This is a genomic window from Streptomyces sp. JH34 (assembly GCF_029428875.1).
In the GTDB taxonomy this organism is placed as follows: Bacteria; Actinomycetota; Actinomycetes; order Streptomycetales; family Streptomycetaceae; genus Streptomyces.
In genome coordinates, this window is record NZ_JAJSOO010000001.1 from 631661 (window position 1) to 647145 (window position 15485).

At 71.4% G+C, this 15485-nt stretch carries 14 protein-coding genes; 8 read left to right on the forward strand and 6 right to left on the reverse strand.

Annotation, left to right across the window (positions count from 1 at the left end):
• Window positions 1–127 precede the first annotated feature (127 nt).
• Together LWJ43_RS03030 and LWJ43_RS03035 are read left to right on the forward strand one after the other, a co-directional pair.
• On the forward strand, window positions 128–1135 hold the full coding sequence (locus LWJ43_RS03030; protein WP_277330705.1) for a hypothetical protein: 1008 nt from the start codon (window positions 128–130) through the stop codon (window positions 1133–1135).
• Between the two features lie 62 nt (window positions 1136–1197).
• Window positions 1198–2727 (forward strand): amino acid permease, encoded by a 1530-nt coding sequence (locus tag LWJ43_RS03035; RefSeq protein ID WP_277330706.1) that lies wholly within the window; start codon window positions 1198–1200, stop codon window positions 2725–2727.
• 22 nt (window positions 2728–2749) lie between these two features.
• On the opposite strand, the gene LWJ43_RS03040 is transcribed toward LWJ43_RS03035, so the two are convergent.
• Window positions 2750–3517 carry a sulfite exporter TauE/SafE family protein gene (locus LWJ43_RS03040; protein ID WP_277330707.1) on the reverse strand — a complete coding sequence of 256 codons (768 nt, stop codon included), beginning with the start codon at window positions 3515–3517 and terminating at the stop codon, window positions 2750–2752.
• A 146-nt stretch (window positions 3518–3663) separates the two neighbouring features.
• Here LWJ43_RS03040 and LWJ43_RS03045 point away from each other — a divergent pair, with 146 nt between their 5' ends.
• From LWJ43_RS03045 to LWJ43_RS03070, 6 genes are all read left to right on the forward strand, one after another.
• Window positions 3664–4788 (forward strand): substrate-binding domain-containing protein, encoded by a 1125-nt coding sequence (locus LWJ43_RS03045; RefSeq protein WP_277330708.1) that lies wholly within the window; start codon window positions 3664–3666, stop codon window positions 4786–4788.
• A 102-nt stretch (window positions 4789–4890) separates the two neighbouring features.
• The gene (locus tag LWJ43_RS03050; RefSeq protein WP_277330709.1) at window positions 4891–6258 is read left to right on the forward strand and encodes an ABC transporter substrate-binding protein; all 1368 of its coding nucleotides are present in this window, start codon (window positions 4891–4893) and stop codon (window positions 6256–6258) included.
• Between the two features lie 44 nt (window positions 6259–6302).
• Window positions 6303–7304: a carbohydrate ABC transporter permease gene (locus tag LWJ43_RS03055; protein ID WP_277330710.1), complete on the forward strand. Its 1002-nt coding sequence runs from the start codon at window positions 6303–6305 to the stop codon at window positions 7302–7304.
• Window positions 7301–8176: a carbohydrate ABC transporter permease gene (locus tag LWJ43_RS03060; RefSeq protein WP_277330711.1), complete on the forward strand. Its 876-nt coding sequence runs from the start codon at window positions 7301–7303 to the stop codon at window positions 8174–8176. Before LWJ43_RS03055 ends, LWJ43_RS03060 begins: the two co-directional genes overlap by 4 nt.
• 36 nt (window positions 8177–8212) lie before the next feature.
• Window positions 8213–9241, forward strand: coding sequence for a hydroxyacid dehydrogenase (locus tag LWJ43_RS03065; protein WP_277330712.1), 1029 nt, complete (start codon window positions 8213–8215; stop codon window positions 9239–9241).
• Window positions 9238–11133 carry a DUF2264 domain-containing protein gene (locus tag LWJ43_RS03070; protein ID WP_277330713.1) on the forward strand — a complete coding sequence of 632 codons (1896 nt, stop codon included), beginning with the start codon at window positions 9238–9240 and terminating at the stop codon, window positions 11131–11133. Before LWJ43_RS03065 ends, LWJ43_RS03070 begins: the two co-directional genes overlap by 4 nt.
• Window positions 11134–11193: 60 nt before the next feature.
• Here the strand turns inward: LWJ43_RS03070 and LWJ43_RS03075 are convergent, their stop codons facing one another.
• From LWJ43_RS03075 to LWJ43_RS03095, 5 genes are all read right to left on the reverse strand, one after another.
• Window positions 11194–11832 carry a LutC/YkgG family protein gene (locus tag LWJ43_RS03075; RefSeq protein ID WP_277330714.1) on the reverse strand — a complete coding sequence of 213 codons (639 nt, stop codon included), beginning with the start codon at window positions 11830–11832 and terminating at the stop codon, window positions 11194–11196.
• On the reverse strand, window positions 11829–13373 hold the full coding sequence (locus tag LWJ43_RS03080; RefSeq protein ID WP_277330715.1) for a lactate utilization protein B: 1545 nt from the start codon (window positions 13371–13373) through the stop codon (window positions 11829–11831). Before LWJ43_RS03080 ends, LWJ43_RS03075 begins: the two co-directional genes overlap by 4 nt.
• Window positions 13370–14137: a (Fe-S)-binding protein gene (locus tag LWJ43_RS03085; protein WP_277330716.1), complete on the reverse strand. Its 768-nt coding sequence runs from the start codon at window positions 14135–14137 to the stop codon at window positions 13370–13372. The genes LWJ43_RS03080 and LWJ43_RS03085 overlap by 4 nt, the downstream gene beginning before the upstream one ends.
• 146 nt (window positions 14138–14283) lie before the next feature.
• Window positions 14284–15048, reverse strand: a complete 765-nt coding sequence (locus tag LWJ43_RS03090) for a FadR/GntR family transcriptional regulator (RefSeq protein ID WP_277330717.1) — start codon at window positions 15046–15048, stop codon at window positions 14284–14286.
• Between the two features lie 140 nt (window positions 15049–15188).
• Window positions 15189–15467 (reverse strand): DUF3040 domain-containing protein, encoded by a 279-nt coding sequence (locus tag LWJ43_RS03095; protein WP_277330718.1) that lies wholly within the window; start codon window positions 15465–15467, stop codon window positions 15189–15191.
• Window positions 15468–15485: the final 18 nt, after the last annotated feature.

Consider the following 15485-nt stretch of genomic DNA (forward strand, 5'->3'; position numbering starts at 1 on the left):
AGTTCATGACAGCACAGCCCAACCCCCCACGCTTCTTGAGGATTCATGACGAGACGATCCTGCGCCGTGCCGCCGTGCCCGGCTCACGGCCCCGCCCCCACCGCGCGTCCAGGGGCGGGGCGCGTACATGGCTACCGGTGATTTCCGGCCGGTCTACCACCCCGCGGGACACGATCACGCGTTGCGTGTGGCGTTACAGGACCTGCGTACGGGCCGCTGGCTCGCCATGCGGAATCTGCTGGAGAGCACACCGGACTGGGCGCTGTGGACCCAGCGGACCCAGGTCCTCGCGGCTGTGGCGGCGGGCTCCGACACCGTGCACGCCTGGCTCGCCGAGGAGCCGAGGAGTGTGGCGGCGACGGTGATGCACGCCCGGGTGAAGGTGGAACGTGCCGTGCGCGCGCACCGTGAGAAGCACCCGAGCGCCCAGCAGTTGTGGCAGGAGGCGTGGGAGGGGTGCCGTTCCGCAGCGCACGCCTCGCCCGCGGACCCGGTGCCGTGGGTCTGTCTCCTCGCGCTGTCCCAGCTCGACGAGGATCAGCGTCTGGAGGAGCACAGGCTGCTGCCGCCCGGACCGATGCTGTTCCCCGGCCCCTGGGGGCTTCTGGCGGAGGCGGACAAGCGCGATCCTTTCAACCGGGAGGCATACCACCGGATGCTGCAGTTCGTCTACGCCAGACGGGCGAGCGGCACACTCTCCGAGGCGGTCAACTTCGTGCAGTGGGCGTCGTCCTCCGCTCCGGAGGGCTCCGCGCTCCATGTGCTTCCGCTGTACGTCCGGGTGGAGCGCTACCGCCGTGAGCACGGCAACGAGCGGGCGCTCGACCTGCACTGGGTCACCGAGGACGGGGAGCGGGACGCCCGGCGCGCCCTGCACATCTGGTTCCGGGCCGCCGACCCGCCCGCCCTGTCCCTGCTCGATCTCAATTATCTGGCGCATGCCCTGTGGGGTTCGCTCAGGTTCGCCGAAGCCGCGCCGGTGTTCCGGGCGATGGGTCCGTACTACACCTCGGCGCCCTGGGCCCATCGCACCCGTACCCCGCAGGATCCGGCAGGTGCCGAGGACGTGTTCCTCCGGGCCCGTGGCCGCTGTCTGGCGGCGGAGCACGAGCCCGGAGGGCCACCTCACGGCTGACCGGGCCGCCCCGCCCCATCTGTTTCCCGTCCCGCCCGTCCCCCCACCTGGAGGTCGTCTCCATGTCCATATCCGCCTCGACCCCGTCGGGCACGGAGCCCGCGCCGCAGAAGGACGAGGAGCAGCGGCTCCGCGAGCTGGGTTACCAGCCCGTACTCGCCCGCCGTATGGGCGGCTTCGGGAACTTCGCGATCAGCTTCTCCGTCATCTCGATCCTCTCCGGCTGCATGACGCTGTACGGCTTCGGCATGTCGACCGGCGGCCCCGCCGTCATGCTCTGGGGCTGGGCCGGTGTCGGCCTGTTCGTGCTCTGCGTGGGCATGGCCCTGGCCGAGGTCACCAGCGCGTACCCGACGTCGGGGGCGCTCTACTACATGGCCGACCGGCTCGGCGGCCGCAAGTGGGGCTGGTACACCGGGTGGCTGAACCTGCTCGGCCTGCTGGGCGCGATCGCCGGGATCGACTACGGGGCCGCGCTGTTCACCGGCGCGCTGCTCAATCTGCAGTGGGGGTTCGACCCGACCCCCGGACACACGATGGTGATCTTCCTCTGCATCCTGCTGCTGCACGCCGTGCTCAACCTCTTCGGGGTGCGTCTGGTCAGCGTCCTCAACTCGATCAGTGTGTGGTGGCACCTGGGTGGTGTCGCCGTGATCGTGACCGTGCTGGCGATCGTGCCCTCGAACCACCAGTCGCCGTCGTTCGTCTTCACGGAGTTCGTCAACGGCACCGGCTGGGAGAACCCCCTCTACGTGGCCGCGATCGGTCTGCTGCTGGCGCAGTACACCTTCTGCGGGTACGACGCCTCGGCCCACCTGTCCGAGGAGACGTCCAACGCCTCGGTGACGGCGGCGAAGGGCATCGTGCGGGCCATCTGGGTGTCGTGGATCGCCGGTTTCGTGCTGCTGGCCGGGCTGACCTTCGCCATCCAGGACTACGCGGGTACGCAGAACAGTGCCACCGGGGTCCCGCCCGCCCAGATCCTCATCGACGCACTGGGTACGGCGGGTGCCACCGTGATGCTGCTGATCGTCATCGCGGCCCAGCTGTTCTGCGGCAACGCCGAGGTGGCGGCCGCGAGCCGGATGGTCTTCGCCTTCAGCCGTGACAACGCGCTGCCGGGCTCGGCGCTGTGGCGCAAGGTGAGCGCGCGGACCCAGACCCCGGTGCCCGCGGTGTGGCTCTCGGTCGGTGTCGCCGCGCTGCTGGCGGTCCCGTCGCTGTACTCCGCGACCGCGTACGGGGCGGTCACGGCGATCAACGTCATCGGGATCACGCCCGCGTACGCCATCCCGATCTACCTGAAGCTGCGGGCCGGGGACCGCTTCGAGCGCGGCCCCTGGCACCTGGGCCGCTGGTCGAAGCCGATCGGCTGGATCGCCGTGGTGTGGGTCGCCGTCGTGACCGTGCTGTTCCTGCTGCCGCAGTCCTCGCCGGTGACCGTCGACTCCATGAACTACGCGTCGATCGCCCTGGTCGCGGTGCTGATCCTGGCCACGGTGTGGTGGTTTGTCGCACGCCGTTCCTACAGCACTCCGGCCGCGTACGGGAACGCCCGTGAGCAGGCGGAGATCGCCGAGGGCATCGTCTGACCGTGCCTCCCCCGGGCGGCCTTCAGCCCAGCAGCAGTTGGAGGCCGCCCAGGACCGTTGCCCCGATCACGAGCCGGTCGAAGATCTTCTGGTTGATCCGGCCGACGCAGGCGCGGCCGAGGTAGGCGCCGGGGACGACGAACAGCACGAGGGCGGCGTCGAGCAGCAGCGACCGCGCGTCGATGAGGCCGAGTCCGACGCTGAAGGGCACCTTCGAGGTATTGACGATCAGGAAGAACCACGCCGACGTCCCCAGGAAGCCCAGTTTCCGGAAGCCCGCCGACAGCAGGTAGAGCGACATCACGGGGCCGCCGGCGTTGGCCACCATCGTGGTGAACCCGCCGAGCACCCCGTACGAACGGGCCTTCAGACGCTCTCCGCGCGACGGCGTGCCGGAGCCCTCCTCGTCCGGGGGCGGCTGGGGCCGTTCCCGCCGGCGCCAGAGGGTGACGCCCGCCATGAAGAGCAGGATCGCGCCGATCGAGGTGCGTACGGCGTCGTCGTCGGCCCACATCATGAAGGCGGTGCCCGCCGCCACGCCCACCGCGACCGCGGGGAAGAGGCGCAGCAGGGTCGGCCAGTGGGCGTGGCGGCGGTAGACCAGCACGGCGATGATGTCGCCCGCGATCAGGATCGGGAGCAGCACTCCGGTCGATTCGCGGGCCGGGAGTACGGCCGCGAAGACCGCGAGGCTGATCGTGTTGGCACCGCTGACCGCCGTCTTCGAGAAGCCGACGAGAGTGGATGCCGCCGCGAGCGCGGCCAGTTGCCAGAGTGTGATGGTGTCCATGCCGGATCAGATGGTAGACACATCCTCTCTTGGGCGGATCATCATTCCATCCAGTAGACCGCCGGGCGCGCCGGTCCCTCGCTATGCTGCGATCGCTCACGGAAACGTTCAAACGAACATCGCACAGCGGTAGGCAGGGGGCCAGCATGCGGGAGCCGGTTGAGCTGAGGCGTAAGCGCATCCTCGCGGTGGTGCACGCGCGCGGAGCGGTCAAGGTGAGCTCGCTCGCCACCGAGCTGGACGTCTCGGCGGTCACGCTCCGGCGGGACGTGGAGGAGCTGGCGAGGACGGGGATGCTGCGGCGCGGGCACGGGGTGGTGCGGCCCGTGGGCGACGAGGCCGGTCCGGCGGCGCCGGTGCCGGCCGCGCGGAGCGGCGAACCGGCCGCGGAGGGCGCCGCGATCGCCCTGGTCGTCCCGGAGCGGCATTCCTATCTCTACGAGACCCTGCACGGCGCCAGGACCACCTTGGAGGAGGCCGGGGCCCGGATCGCCCTCCACATCGCCCCGCAGGCGGCGGGGGCCGAACGGCCGCAGGTGGAACGGGCCCTGGCGGCGGGGGCGCGCGGACTGCTGATCGCCCCCCGGTGGCGCAGCGCCGCGGGCGAGGAGGCGGACTACGGCTGGCTCGCCGACGTGGGGGTGCCGACGGTCCTGATGGAGCGGCGTCCCCGGCCGGGCAGCGCGCTGCACGCCGTGGACACGGTGTGTTCCGACCACTGGTACGGGATCCACCTGGCCGTGGACCATCTGGTCTCTCTGGGCCACCGGCGGCTCGTCCTCGCCGCCAGGAACGACAGCCCGACGGCGCGTTCCATACGGGCCGCGTTCGCCGACATCGCGAGCACACGGCCGGAGGTCGAGGACTGGTCGGTGGTGCTCAGCTCCCCGAACGCGGGGCCGGGCGAGCCCGGTTCCCGGGAGGAGGTCCCGGATCTCGCGGGGCTGCTGCGGGAGCGGGGCGTGACGGGCGCGGTCCTGCACGGCGACGAGGACGCCCTGATGCTGGTCCAGCGGTTGTCCGAGAGCGGGATCCGGGTCCCGCGGGACTGCTCCGTGGTGGCGTACGACGACGTCGTGGCGGCCCTGGGCAGCACCGCCCTCACCGCGGTGGCTCCGCCGAGGGCCGAGATCGGACGGGCCGCGGCCGAGCTGCTCCTGCACCGGCTCGCCCACCCCGCCGGCACCACCGGACCCGTGCGCAGGACGGAGCTGCTCCCCCGGCTCGAAGTGCGCGGATCGACGCGGGAGTCGTCCGTTCCAACAGAATGACCGTTTGAACACTTCAAGCTTCTTCTGATCGATCTATTGACCGCTATCGATCAGCCGATCAGTATTCCCCGTGTCTCGAATCAGGAGCCGCGGGAGGCGCACATGCCTGGTCGACAGAGCCGTCGATCCGTGCTCGCCACGATCGCCGCACTGCCTCTGACGGGCGCGCTGAGCGCCTGCGGAGGTGGTGGCGGGGACACACGATCGGGCGGTACGAGCAGTACCGGCAGGACCGTAAGCAGCGGGAACGGCAGGAAGACACGCATCACCTTCTGGTCCGCCCTGCGGGGCAGCCAGGAGGTCGTGGACGCGTTCAACCGCGGGCACGACACCATCCAGGTCGATTTCCAGCAGGTCCCCTCGGGTGGCCAGGGCGGTTACGCCAAGCTCAGCAACGCCGCCCGGGCGGGCAACGCCCCGGACATCGCGACCATCGAGTACCCCCAGGTACCCGGCTTCGCCATCGACGGGGTCTGCCGTGACCTCACCGGCCTGATGAGCGACGGTCTGCGGGCCGCGCTGCTGCCGCAGGCCCTGGGGCTGACCACCTTCGAGAAGCGGGTGTTCAGCGTCCCCCTCGACATAGAGCCGATGGTGATGCACTACCGCACCGACCTCTTCGAGCGGTACGGACTGACCGTCCCGCGCACCTGGGAGGAGTTCGAGGACACCGCGCGGACGGTGCGCGGCAAGGGGCACGAGCGCCGGATGGCACTGTTTCCCACGGACGGCGACACGCATTTCGCCGCATGGTCGTGGCAGGCGGGCGCGCGCTGGTTCGACACCTCGGGCGGTGCCTGGAACCTCTCGCTCGCCGACGCCCCGACCCGTCGCGTGGCCGCGTACTGGCAGCGCCTGACGGACCGGGAACTGGTCTTCATGAACGCCACGGAGAGCCGGCAGAGCGACGCCCAGATCGCCGGCGGAGCGGTGCTCTCCCGGCTCAGCGGTGCCTGGGACGCGGGCGCCCAGATGAAGGCCCGCCCCGGCCAGAAGAACCGGTGGGCGATCGCACCGCTCCCCCAGTGGGACCCGGCCGACCCCGGTGTGGGCACCCATGGCGGCTCGACGTTCGCGGTGACCAAGGACAGCACGGCGCCGGAGGCCGCGATGGAGTTCATCGAGTGGCAGGTCTCGCATCCGGACGCGCTGCGCGCCCGGCTCTCCAGCGGGGCCAGCAGCCAGTACCCGGCCGCCCCCGGGCTGGTGGACGTGGGCCGTGCGGCCTTCGACCGCTCCTACTACGGCGGCCAGGACATCTACACCCTCTTCGAGCAGGAGGCGCTCAAGATCCGCGCGGGCTGGACCTGGGGTCCCCGGATGACCGCGACCGGCAAGCTCATGAAGGACGGGTTCGCGCGGGCGAGCGGCGGCCGGGGCGACATCCTCGGGGCGGTCAGGGCCGCCGAGGAGGGCACCGTGCCGGACCTCAGGGCGCTCGGACTGTCCACCACCAGGAAGTCCACCTGACCCACGACCGCGACCACCGTCCAGCTGAGAGGCAGGTGACACCCTTGACCAGCGCCACACCCGTTTCCGTTCCCGCGGAGACCTCCGTACGCCCGGCACCGGAGCGCCCGGCCGGCACCGCACCGGCGCCCACCGGCCGCGGATCCACGCGCCGTCGCGAACTGGGCGCCTGCGGCGTCCTGATGACGCCGTTCCTCGTCCTCATGGTGACCGTCTTCCTGATCCCGGTCGGCACCGCCGTCCACCTGAGCTTCTTCAGCGACGACCAGCCCGGGCTCGGCTTCGGCCCGGAGCGCACGGTCTTCGCCGGGCTGCGCAACTACACGGCGGTCGTGACCGATCCGACCTTCCTCGGCGGTCTGGGCATCGTCGCCCTGTACTGCCTGATCTACATCCCGCTGATGGTGGCGGGCGCCCTCGCGCTCGCGCTGCTGCTGGACTCCGGCGTCGTACGCCTGCGCGGAACGGCCCAGCTGGCACTGTTCCTGCCGCACGCGGTGCCCGGCATCATCGCCGCGCTGATCTGGCTGTACCTGTACACCCCCGGGATCAGTCCGGTCATCGAGGTGCTCGGCAAGGCCGACATCACCATCGACTTCCTGGGTGTGCACACCGTGCTGCCCTCCATCGTGAACATCGCGCTGTGGAGCAACCTCGGCTACAACATGGTGGTGTTCTACGCCGCCCTGCAGGCGGTCCCCCGTGAGGTGATCGAGGCCTCGGTCGTCGACGGCGCCGGCCCCGTCCGCACCGCGCTCCAGGTCAAGGCCCCCCTGGTCCGCTCCTCGATCGTGATGGTGGCGATGTTCACCCTGATCTTCGCGCTCCAGCTCTTCACCGAACCGATGCTGCTCAGCCAGTCGACCCCGATGATCAACTCGCGCTTCTCGCCCAGCATGTACATCTACGACGCCGCCTTCACCCGGAACAACTACGGCCTCGCGGCAGCGGCCTCGGTCGTGCTGCTCCTCTGTACGGTGGCCCTCTCCTACGGCGTCACCCGCTGGACCAATCGCGCCGACGCCGCCGAGGAGGGCGCCCGATGAGCGCGTCGACCGCACCCCGGACCGCATCGCGACCGCGGCCCCGCCTCCTGGGCCGTTCCGTCGTCAACCTCGTGGTCGGCATCTCGGTTCTGTACACCCTGCTGCCGGTGCTGTGGCTGGTCCTGGCCTCCACCAAGAACCGGGACGCCCTGTTCAGCAGCGACGTCCTGTCGCTGACCGACTTCTCCTTCGTCCAGAACCTGACGGACCTGTTCGCCATGGACGGCGGACTGTACGGGCGCTGGTACGGCAACAGCCTGCTGTACGCGGTACTCGGAGCGGCGCTCGGCGCGCTGATCAGCATCGCGTGCGGCTACGCCTTCGACAAGTACCGCTTCGCCCACAAGGAGAAGCTGTTCGGTCTCGTGCTGGCCGCGGTCATGGTGCCGCAGACGGTGCTCGCCCTGCCGCTGTACCTGATGGCCTCCGGCGCCGGTCTCGTGAACACCTTCTGGGCCGTCTTCATCCCCGTCCTGTTCAATCCGTTCGGGGTGTACCTCGGCCGGATCTTCAGCCAGGGGTACGTACCCGACGAGGTGCTGGAGGCCGCGCGGATGGACGGCGCGGGCGAACTGGCCGCCTACTTCCGGGTGGCGCTCCGCATGCTGGGTCCCGGGCTGGTCACCGTCTTCCTCTTCCAGCTCACCGCCATCTGGAACAACTTCTTCCTGCCCATGGTGATGCTGTCCGACCAGGACCTCTATCCGGTCAGCCTCGGCCTGTACTCCTGGAACAGCTCCGCGTCCGTATCGCCCGAGTACTACCCCGTCGTCATCATGGGCTCGCTGCTCGCGGTGCTGCCCCTGATCCTCGCCTTCGCCCTGCTCCAGCGCTTCTGGCGCTCCGGACTGACGGCGGGTGCCGTCAAGTAGCCGAGCCGACCCACCGGACCACCGCACAGGAGAACCATGCCCAGCACGCCCTCCGCACACCGCCGGCCGCGCGCCGCGCTCGCCATGGGAGCGGACGCCGCAGCCGCGGTGCTCTCCCCCGACTCCCTGGCGGCGCTGGCCGGGGTGTGCGCGCTCGCCCCGCTGCCCGCGATCGACGACTTCACGACGGAGGCGGCCCGGGCCGTGCTCGCGGACACCGAGGTCCTGGTCACCGGCTGGGGCTGCCCGCCGATCCACGCGGGTGTCCTGGCCGCCGCACCCGCGCTGCGGGCCGTCGTGCACACGGCGGGGACCGTCAGGGGCCATGTCACCGACGCCTGCTGGGACCGGGGCATCGAGGTGTCGTCGGCCGCGGCCGCCAACGCCCTGCCGGTCGCGGAGTACACCCTGGCCATGATCCTGCTCTCCGGCAAACGCGTCCTGGAACGGGCCCGGGACTTCCGCGCCGGCCGCGTACGCGACGCCTGGCTCGCGGCCCCTGCCGAAGTGGGCAACTACCGGCGCACGGTGGGCATCCTGTCCGCCTCGCTGATCGGGAGGCGGGTGATCGAGCTGCTGCGCCCCTACGACCTGCGGGTGCTGCTCCACGACCCGTACGTCACGGACGAGGAGGCCGCCGCGCTCGGCGTCCGCCCCGTCGCCCTCGCGGAACTCTTCGCGCAGAGCGACGTGGTCAGTGTCCACACACCGCTGCTGCCCGCGACGACGGGACTCGTCAGCCGCGCACTCCTCACGTCGATGCGGCCGGACGCCGTCCTGATCAACACCTCGCGGGGCGCCGTCGTCGACCAGGACGCCCTCACCGACGTGCTGCGGGCCGACCGCATCCGCGCGGTCCTCGACGTCACCGACCCCGATCCGCTGCCGGCGGGCCATCCGCTGTGGGACTGCGACAACGCGGTCATCACCCCGCACCTCGCGGGGTCCCAGGGCAACGAACTGCGGCGGCTGGCCGACCTCGCGGTCGGCGAGGTCGCCCGCTGGGCCGCGGGCGACGGCTTCGCCCATCCCGTACGACGCGAAAGGCTGGCATTCCTCGCATGAGCTCCATCCCCTTCCCGCTCCCCTCCGAAGACCGTTCGGCGAGCCCGTCCACCGGCTACACCCGGGCGCACTGGGAAGCCACCGCGGACGGGCTGCTGGACGCCGCCTGGAAGTGGGCGACCCCCGGCCGGGCCCTCCTCGACCTGCCGGGCCGCCCCTCGCGTTCCGGCGTGCGGTCCGACGGGCTGGAGGGCTACGCCCGGACGTTCCTCACCGCCGCCTTCCGGGTCGCCGGGGCGGAGGGCAAGGACCCCCACAACTGGCTGGAGCGGTACGCCGACGGGCTCACCGCAGGAACCCGCACGGCAGGACGGGACGACGCCGAGTCCTGGCCGCTGATCCTCGACCACACCGTGTTCGGCCAGCCGATGGTGGAGTCGGCCTCGGTCGCCATCGGCCTGCGGCTGACCCGCCCCTGGCTCTGGGACCGGCTGGACGGCGCCACCCAGGACCGGGCGGAGGAATGGCTGCGCGGCGCCCTGCGGCACACGCCCGCGCCCAACAACTGGTACCTGTTCCCCTTCTCCGTCGCCGGGTTCCTGGAGTCGGTCGGCCGGGGTGACGCGGAGACGGGCCGCGCGCGGCAGCGGGCGCTCGACCTGCTGGAGGTCTGGTACCGCGGCGAGGGCTGGTACGCCGACGGGGACGGACGTGCCTTCGACCACTACAACGGCTGGGCGCTGCACCTGTATCCCGTGCTGGACGCCTACCTGTCGGGCGACGAGGAGCTGTCGGCGCTGTACGGCGCACGGCTGCGCGAGCATCTGGAGGGCTTCTCCCTGATGTTCGGTGCGGACGGCGCCCCGATGCACTTCGGGCGCTCCCTCTCCTACCGCTTCGCGGCGGGCGCGGCGGTCGGGATGGGCGCGGTGTCCGGGCACACCCCCTTGTCCCCGGGCGTCTCCCGCCGGCTGGTCAGCGGCTCGCTGCGGTACTTCCTGGAGCGCGGTTCGGCGGGGGCCGACGGTCTGCTCAGCCTGGGCTGGCACGGTCCGCACGACGCGACGCTCCAGGTGTACTCGGGTCCGGCCTCGCCGTACTGGGCGTCGAAGGCCTTCGTCGCCCTGCTGGCACCGGCGGAGCACCCGCTGTGGACGGCGCGGGAGGAGCCCGCCCCGAGCGAGGGGCCGGACCGGGTGCTGTCACTGCCGTCACCGGGTCTGCTGGTGCAGTCGACCCGGGCGGACGGAGTGGTGCGGCTGCACAATCACGGAAGCGACCATGTCCGGCCGCACGAGGGCGAGACGGCGGATGTCGCGGACCCGCTCTACGCCCGTCTCGCGTATTCGACGGCCACCGGCCCGACGGCGTCCGCGAACACCGCGGACAACCATCTGTCGCTCCGGATCGGGGGCTCCCGCAGCACCCGGGTACGGATCCACCCGCTGGGTGCGGGTCACGGTGACGGCTGGGGCTGGGCGGCGTCCTGGCACACCCCGGTCCTCCCGGAGGGCCCGCCGACCTGGCCGGGCCTGCGGGTCGAGAGCGTGACCGTCGTCCGGGGACGGTATGAACTCCGGGTGCACCGGGTCCTGGGCGCGCCCGCCGGGGCCCGTGCCGAGGAGACTGGCTGGGCGACCGGCCCCGAGGACGCGGTCCGTTCCGCGTTGCACGGGCTGCACGGCTGGGAGGAGCAGGAGGACGTACGGGCCCCGCAGGGCACCGCGTTCACCCGCTGGGCGGTCCTCCCCCGGCTCGGCGCCGATGTGGAGGGGGCACGGCTCCTGGTGGCGCTCGCGTCGCTGACGGCGGAGGAGGATCCGGCGCCGCTCGCCACTGCGGTGAGCGGGGTGAACGTGGACGGGGACACGGTCGAGGTCGCCTGGGCGGACGACGGTTCGATGACCCGTGTCGGCTTCGCGCCCCTGGAAGTCGTCCACGGGCTCCGCTGAGCCGACCGGGGGGCGACGGCGGCCGGTGGCAGTCCCGCGAGGCTGCCGTCGGCCGCTGCCTCATGCGTCGGTGCGGATCACCACGGCGAGGGTGCGGGGGCCGTGGACTCCCTCCACCCGCTCCAGTTCGATGTCGGAGGTGGCCGACGGTCCGCTGATCAGGGTGGTCGGCCTCTCCGGCACCAGGCGGGCCACCGCCTCCGGGACGCCGGCCACGACCGAGGACAGGTCGACGACGCAGACATGGAGGTCGGGGACGAGCGACAGGGCGCGCCGGCCCTGGTCGGGTGATCCGTCCAGGAAGATGGTGCCGGTCTCGGCGCAGCTGACGGCGGATGCCGTCACCACGCCGTCCAGTGCGTCGAGGCTCGGAGCGGGGATGTCCGCGGAGTCCCGGCGGACCTCGCCGTCGTAGGCGCCGAGCCACTGTTCGTCCAGCCCGTCCGGGACGCCGATCCGACGGGCGCCGCGCTCGCTCAGGACGCCTGCGATCACCTCGGCGGTGCGGTCGGCGGTGCAGGGGTGGACCGTCGCCTTGTAGTCGACGAGCCGGTCGGTCAGCAGCGCGAGGCGTTCGGCGTCCGGGAGCGTGCGGCCGGTGCGGTAGGTACGGGGGATCACGGTGTCGGGGGCGGGTGCGAGGGCCAGGGCGTCCCTGATCCGGCTCAGTACCGTCTCGCGTGCGGTGGGGGTGGTCACCGGTCCTCCTCGGGGGTGTCGGCGGTACGTCCCGCACCCTCCTCGGCGGCGGCCCGCATCGTCGCGGCGCCCTCCGCCGAGGACAGCCAGGCACGGAAGGACTGCTTGGGCGGGGCAGGTGTGTCACGGCTGTCGCTCCAGCCGCTGAACGGCGCGGGCAGGCGCGAGATCGTGCCGTCGCGCCCGCCGGCGGCCCTTCCGAGGGAGGCGGCCTTCTGTGCCGCGGTGTAGAGCTTCGGCCTCTTCATCACCCCGGCCGCCGCCTTCATGGCCAGCTTCTCCGCCGTGGTGCCGGACTGTTCGGTGTTCTGGTGGCGCAGTTCGACGAGCATCGAGGGGATGTCGATCTTGACGGGGCAGGCGTCGAAACAGGCACCGCAGAGGCTGGAGGCGTACGGCAGGGAGCTGTTGGGGTCGTCCTTCACCGCGTGCATCCCGGCGAGCTGCGGGGTGAGGACCGCGCCGATCGGACCGGGGTACGTCGACCCGTACGCGTGGCCGCCGGCCCTCTCGTACACGGGACAGACGTTGAGGCAGGCCGAGCAGCGGATGCAGTTGAGCGCCTCACGGCCGATCGCGTCGGCGAGCGCGGCGGTGCGGCCGTTGTCGAGGAGGACCAGGTGGAAGTCCTGCGGCCCGTCGCCCGGTGTCACGCCCGTCCACATGGAGGTGTAGGGGTTCATCCGCTCCCCGGTCGAGGACCGCGGCAGCAGCTGGAGGAAGACCTCCAGGTCCTGATGGCGTGGCAGGACCTTCTCGATGCCCATCACGGTGATGAGGGTGTCGGGCAGGGTGAGGCACATCCTGCCGTTGCCCTCGGACTCGACGACGGTGAGGGTGCCGGTCTCGGCGATGCCGAAGTTCGCGCCGGACACGGCCACCTTGGTCGTCATGAACTTCTCGCGCAGATAGGCGCGGGCCGCCGCGGCGAGGTGTGCGGGCACGTTGTCGAGGTCGGGGTCGACGCCGGGGATCTCGTCGAGGAAGATCTGCCGGATCTCGTCGCGGTTGCGGTGGATCGCGGGCACCAGGATGTGCGACGGCTTGTCGTCGGCGAGCTGGACGATGAGCTCGGCCAGGTCGGTCTCGTACGGGGTGATTCCAACTGCTTCGAGGTGCTCGTTGAGGCCGATCTCCTGGGTGGCCATCGACTTGACCTTGATGACGTCGCTGCTGCCGGTCGCCCGAACCAGCCGGGTGACGATCTCGTTGGCCTCGACGCCGTCCCGTGCCCAGTGGACCGTGCCGCCGCGCTCGGTGACCTTCCGCTCCAGCTGTTCCAGGAGTTCGGGGAGCCGGTTCATGGTGTCGGTCTTGATCGCCGATCCGGCCTCGCGCAGCTGCTCCCAGTCGGGGAGTTCACCGGTGACGTCCAGGCGCTTGGTACGGATGGTGCGGGTGGCCCTGCCGAGGTTGCGGCGCAGCTGTTCGTCCCGGAGTCCGTCGTGGGCCGCCTCGGGGAACTTCCGGTCGCCCCGCAGATTTCCCGTCCCGTAGGGGGAGCGCGGCGGGGCGGCGGGCATGCCGAGGAACGTGCTCATCGGGCGGCCTCCATCAGGGCGTACGGCGCGGTGCGGGTGGATCCGAGGATCTGGGCCAGGTGCAGGGTGCGCGTTCCGGACCTGATGCGGGAGAGCCCGCCGCCGATGTGCATCAGGCAGGAGGAGTCCCCGGCGGAGCACACGTCTGCCTTCGTCTCGGCGATGTTGCGCATCTTGTCCTGGAGCATGGCGGTGGAGGTCTCGGAATTCTTGACGGCGAACGTCCCGCCGAAGCCGCAGCACGAGTCGGCCTCGGGAAGCTCGACCAGATCGATCTCCTCGACGGCGCGCAGCAGCCGCAGCGGCTTGTCGCCGACGCGGAGCATGCGCAGGGAGTGGCAGGTGGGGTGATAGGTGACGCGGTGCGGGAAGTACGCGCCGACCCGGGTGACGCCGAGGACGTCGACGAGGAGTTCGGAGAGCTCGTACGTCTTGGCCTTGACCGTGGCGACCCCGGCGCGCAGCGCGGCGTCCCCGTAGCGTTCGGCGACGATCTCGTGCTGGTGGCGGACCGAGCCGGCACACGATCCGGACGGCATGACGACGGCGTCTATCGAGGTGTCCCCGAACTGCTCGGCGAAGTTGCGCACCAGAGGCACGGGTTCGCGCTGGTAGCCGGTGTTCACGTGCATCTGGCCGCAGCAGGTCTGACCCGGCGGGAAGACCACGTCGTGACCCAGGCGGGCGAGCAGCACCGCGGTGGATTTCACCGCCTCCGGGAAGAGTGTGTCTCCCAGGCAGGTGGCGAAGAGTCCGATACGCATGGGGCCTCCTCGGATTTATGGTCCGACCATACTAGCCTCGGTCCGAATGGGGAAGCGTGCGGGCACGCCCGGTGGGGGAAACGGGAACGGGAGCGGGGACGGTGCGCGTGCACCGTCCCCGCTCCCGTTCCGCGGCAGGGGCGTTCCTACCGCGCGGCGTTCCCGTCGCCCTCGCGCTCGCCGCTCTCCTGGTTCTCGTCGACCAGCGTTCCGTGCAGGCCCCTGATGTGTTCCTCGACCAGGTCGGCGGCCTCACCGCCGCGCCCCTCGCGCACCAGTCGCAGCAGCCGCGCGTGCTGTGCGTTGAGCGCACCCGCCGTCGCGGGCCAGTCGCCGACCGCTTCCAGGGCCCGCAGGATGAGCGGGCGGACGGATTCCCGCACCGCCGAAGTGAGCGTGGAGGTGAGCGCGTTGCCCGAGCTCCCCGCGATCAGGACGTGGAAGCGGGTGTCGAGGTCGTTGAAGTCGGCCACGCCCACGTCCGGCTCCCCCATACGCCGGACGAGCTCGCCCGCGGCGTCGAGGTCCTCGGCCCGGGCGTGCCGGGCGGCGGCCTCCCAGCTCGAGCGCTCCAGGACGACGCGCGCCTCGAGCACGTCGTGCAGGCTGTAACTGCCGAGCGCGAAGTGCAGGCGCAGCAGCCGGCCGAGCGCGTCGTCCGGGTTGCGCACGATGCGCGCCCCGGAGTCGGGGCCCCTGCCAGGCTGGGCGACCAGGACACCGATGGTCTCGAGCACCCTGAGCGCCTCGCGCAGCGCGGAACGGCTGACGCCGAGCACCGGCGCCAGCTCCCGCTCGGCCGGCAGGCGGTCACCCGCCTTGAGTTCTCCGGCGAAGACCCGTTCCTCGATGCTCTGCAGGACGAGCTCATGGGTACGGGCCTGCCGCACGGGCTGCCACTCGACGGGCATCCGCTACTCCCTGTTCCGGGCGATACGCATGATCCGACTATGTCACACAGCACGTGTGGTCGGACCAAAGCCCGGGGTGGCTCGGCAGGACCGCGTACGCCGCCTCACCGGCGGAACCCGGCCTCACCGGCAGGCGTGGCTCAACGGGCCCGGGGTACGCCGCTCCCCCGCCTGCTCCGCTGCGGGTCGAGCAGTTGTCCCGCCATTCCGGCCACCACCAGGCCGGCGGCGATCAGGAGGCCGTGGCCGATGAAGATGCCGGTCAGAAGGCCGACGACTCCGAGGGCGAGCCACACCCATGTCGTCGGACCGGGGCGGAACCCGCGCGGAGCGTCCCGCTCCGGGGCGCCGGCGCGTTCGGGGTCGTCGCTGCGGAGACGGTCCTCGAAGCCGTGCAGCCGCTCGTCGTAGTGGGGCATGGTGACTCCCTCCCGGAT

Bases quoted from the DNA above. Each gene is read 5' to 3' on its own strand.
- LWJ43_RS03080 (WP_277330715.1), bottom strand. From the start codon at position 13,373: ATGAGCACGTTCCTCGGCATGCCCGCCGCCCCGCCGCGCTCCCCCTAC.
- LWJ43_RS03040 (WP_277330707.1), bottom strand. From the start codon at position 3,517: ATGGACACCATCACACTCTGGCAACTGGCCGCGCTCGCGGCGGCATCC.
- LWJ43_RS03065 (WP_277330712.1), top strand. From the start codon at position 8,213: ATGCCCAGCACGCCCTCCGCACACCGCCGGCCGCGCGCCGCGCTCGCC.
- LWJ43_RS03095 (WP_277330718.1), bottom strand. From the start codon at position 15,467: ATGCCCCACTACGACGAGCGGCTGCACGGCTTCGAGGACCGTCTCCGC.
- LWJ43_RS03085 (WP_277330716.1), bottom strand. From the start codon at position 14,137: ATGCGTATCGGACTCTTCGCCACCTGCCTGGGAGACACACTCTTCCCG.
- LWJ43_RS03035 (WP_277330706.1), top strand. From the start codon at position 1,198: ATGTCCATATCCGCCTCGACCCCGTCGGGCACGGAGCCCGCGCCGCAG.
- LWJ43_RS03050 (WP_277330709.1), top strand. From the start codon at position 4,891: ATGCCTGGTCGACAGAGCCGTCGATCCGTGCTCGCCACGATCGCCGCA.
- LWJ43_RS03045 (WP_277330708.1), top strand. From the start codon at position 3,664: ATGCGGGAGCCGGTTGAGCTGAGGCGTAAGCGCATCCTCGCGGTGGTG.
- LWJ43_RS03060 (WP_277330711.1), top strand. From the start codon at position 7,301: ATGAGCGCGTCGACCGCACCCCGGACCGCATCGCGACCGCGGCCCCGC.
- LWJ43_RS03090 (WP_277330717.1), bottom strand. From the start codon at position 15,048: ATGCCCGTCGAGTGGCAGCCCGTGCGGCAGGCCCGTACCCATGAGCTC.
- LWJ43_RS03030 (WP_277330705.1), top strand. From the start codon at position 128: ATGGCTACCGGTGATTTCCGGCCGGTCTACCACCCCGCGGGACACGAT.
- LWJ43_RS03070 (WP_277330713.1), top strand. From the start codon at position 9,238: ATGAGCTCCATCCCCTTCCCGCTCCCCTCCGAAGACCGTTCGGCGAGC.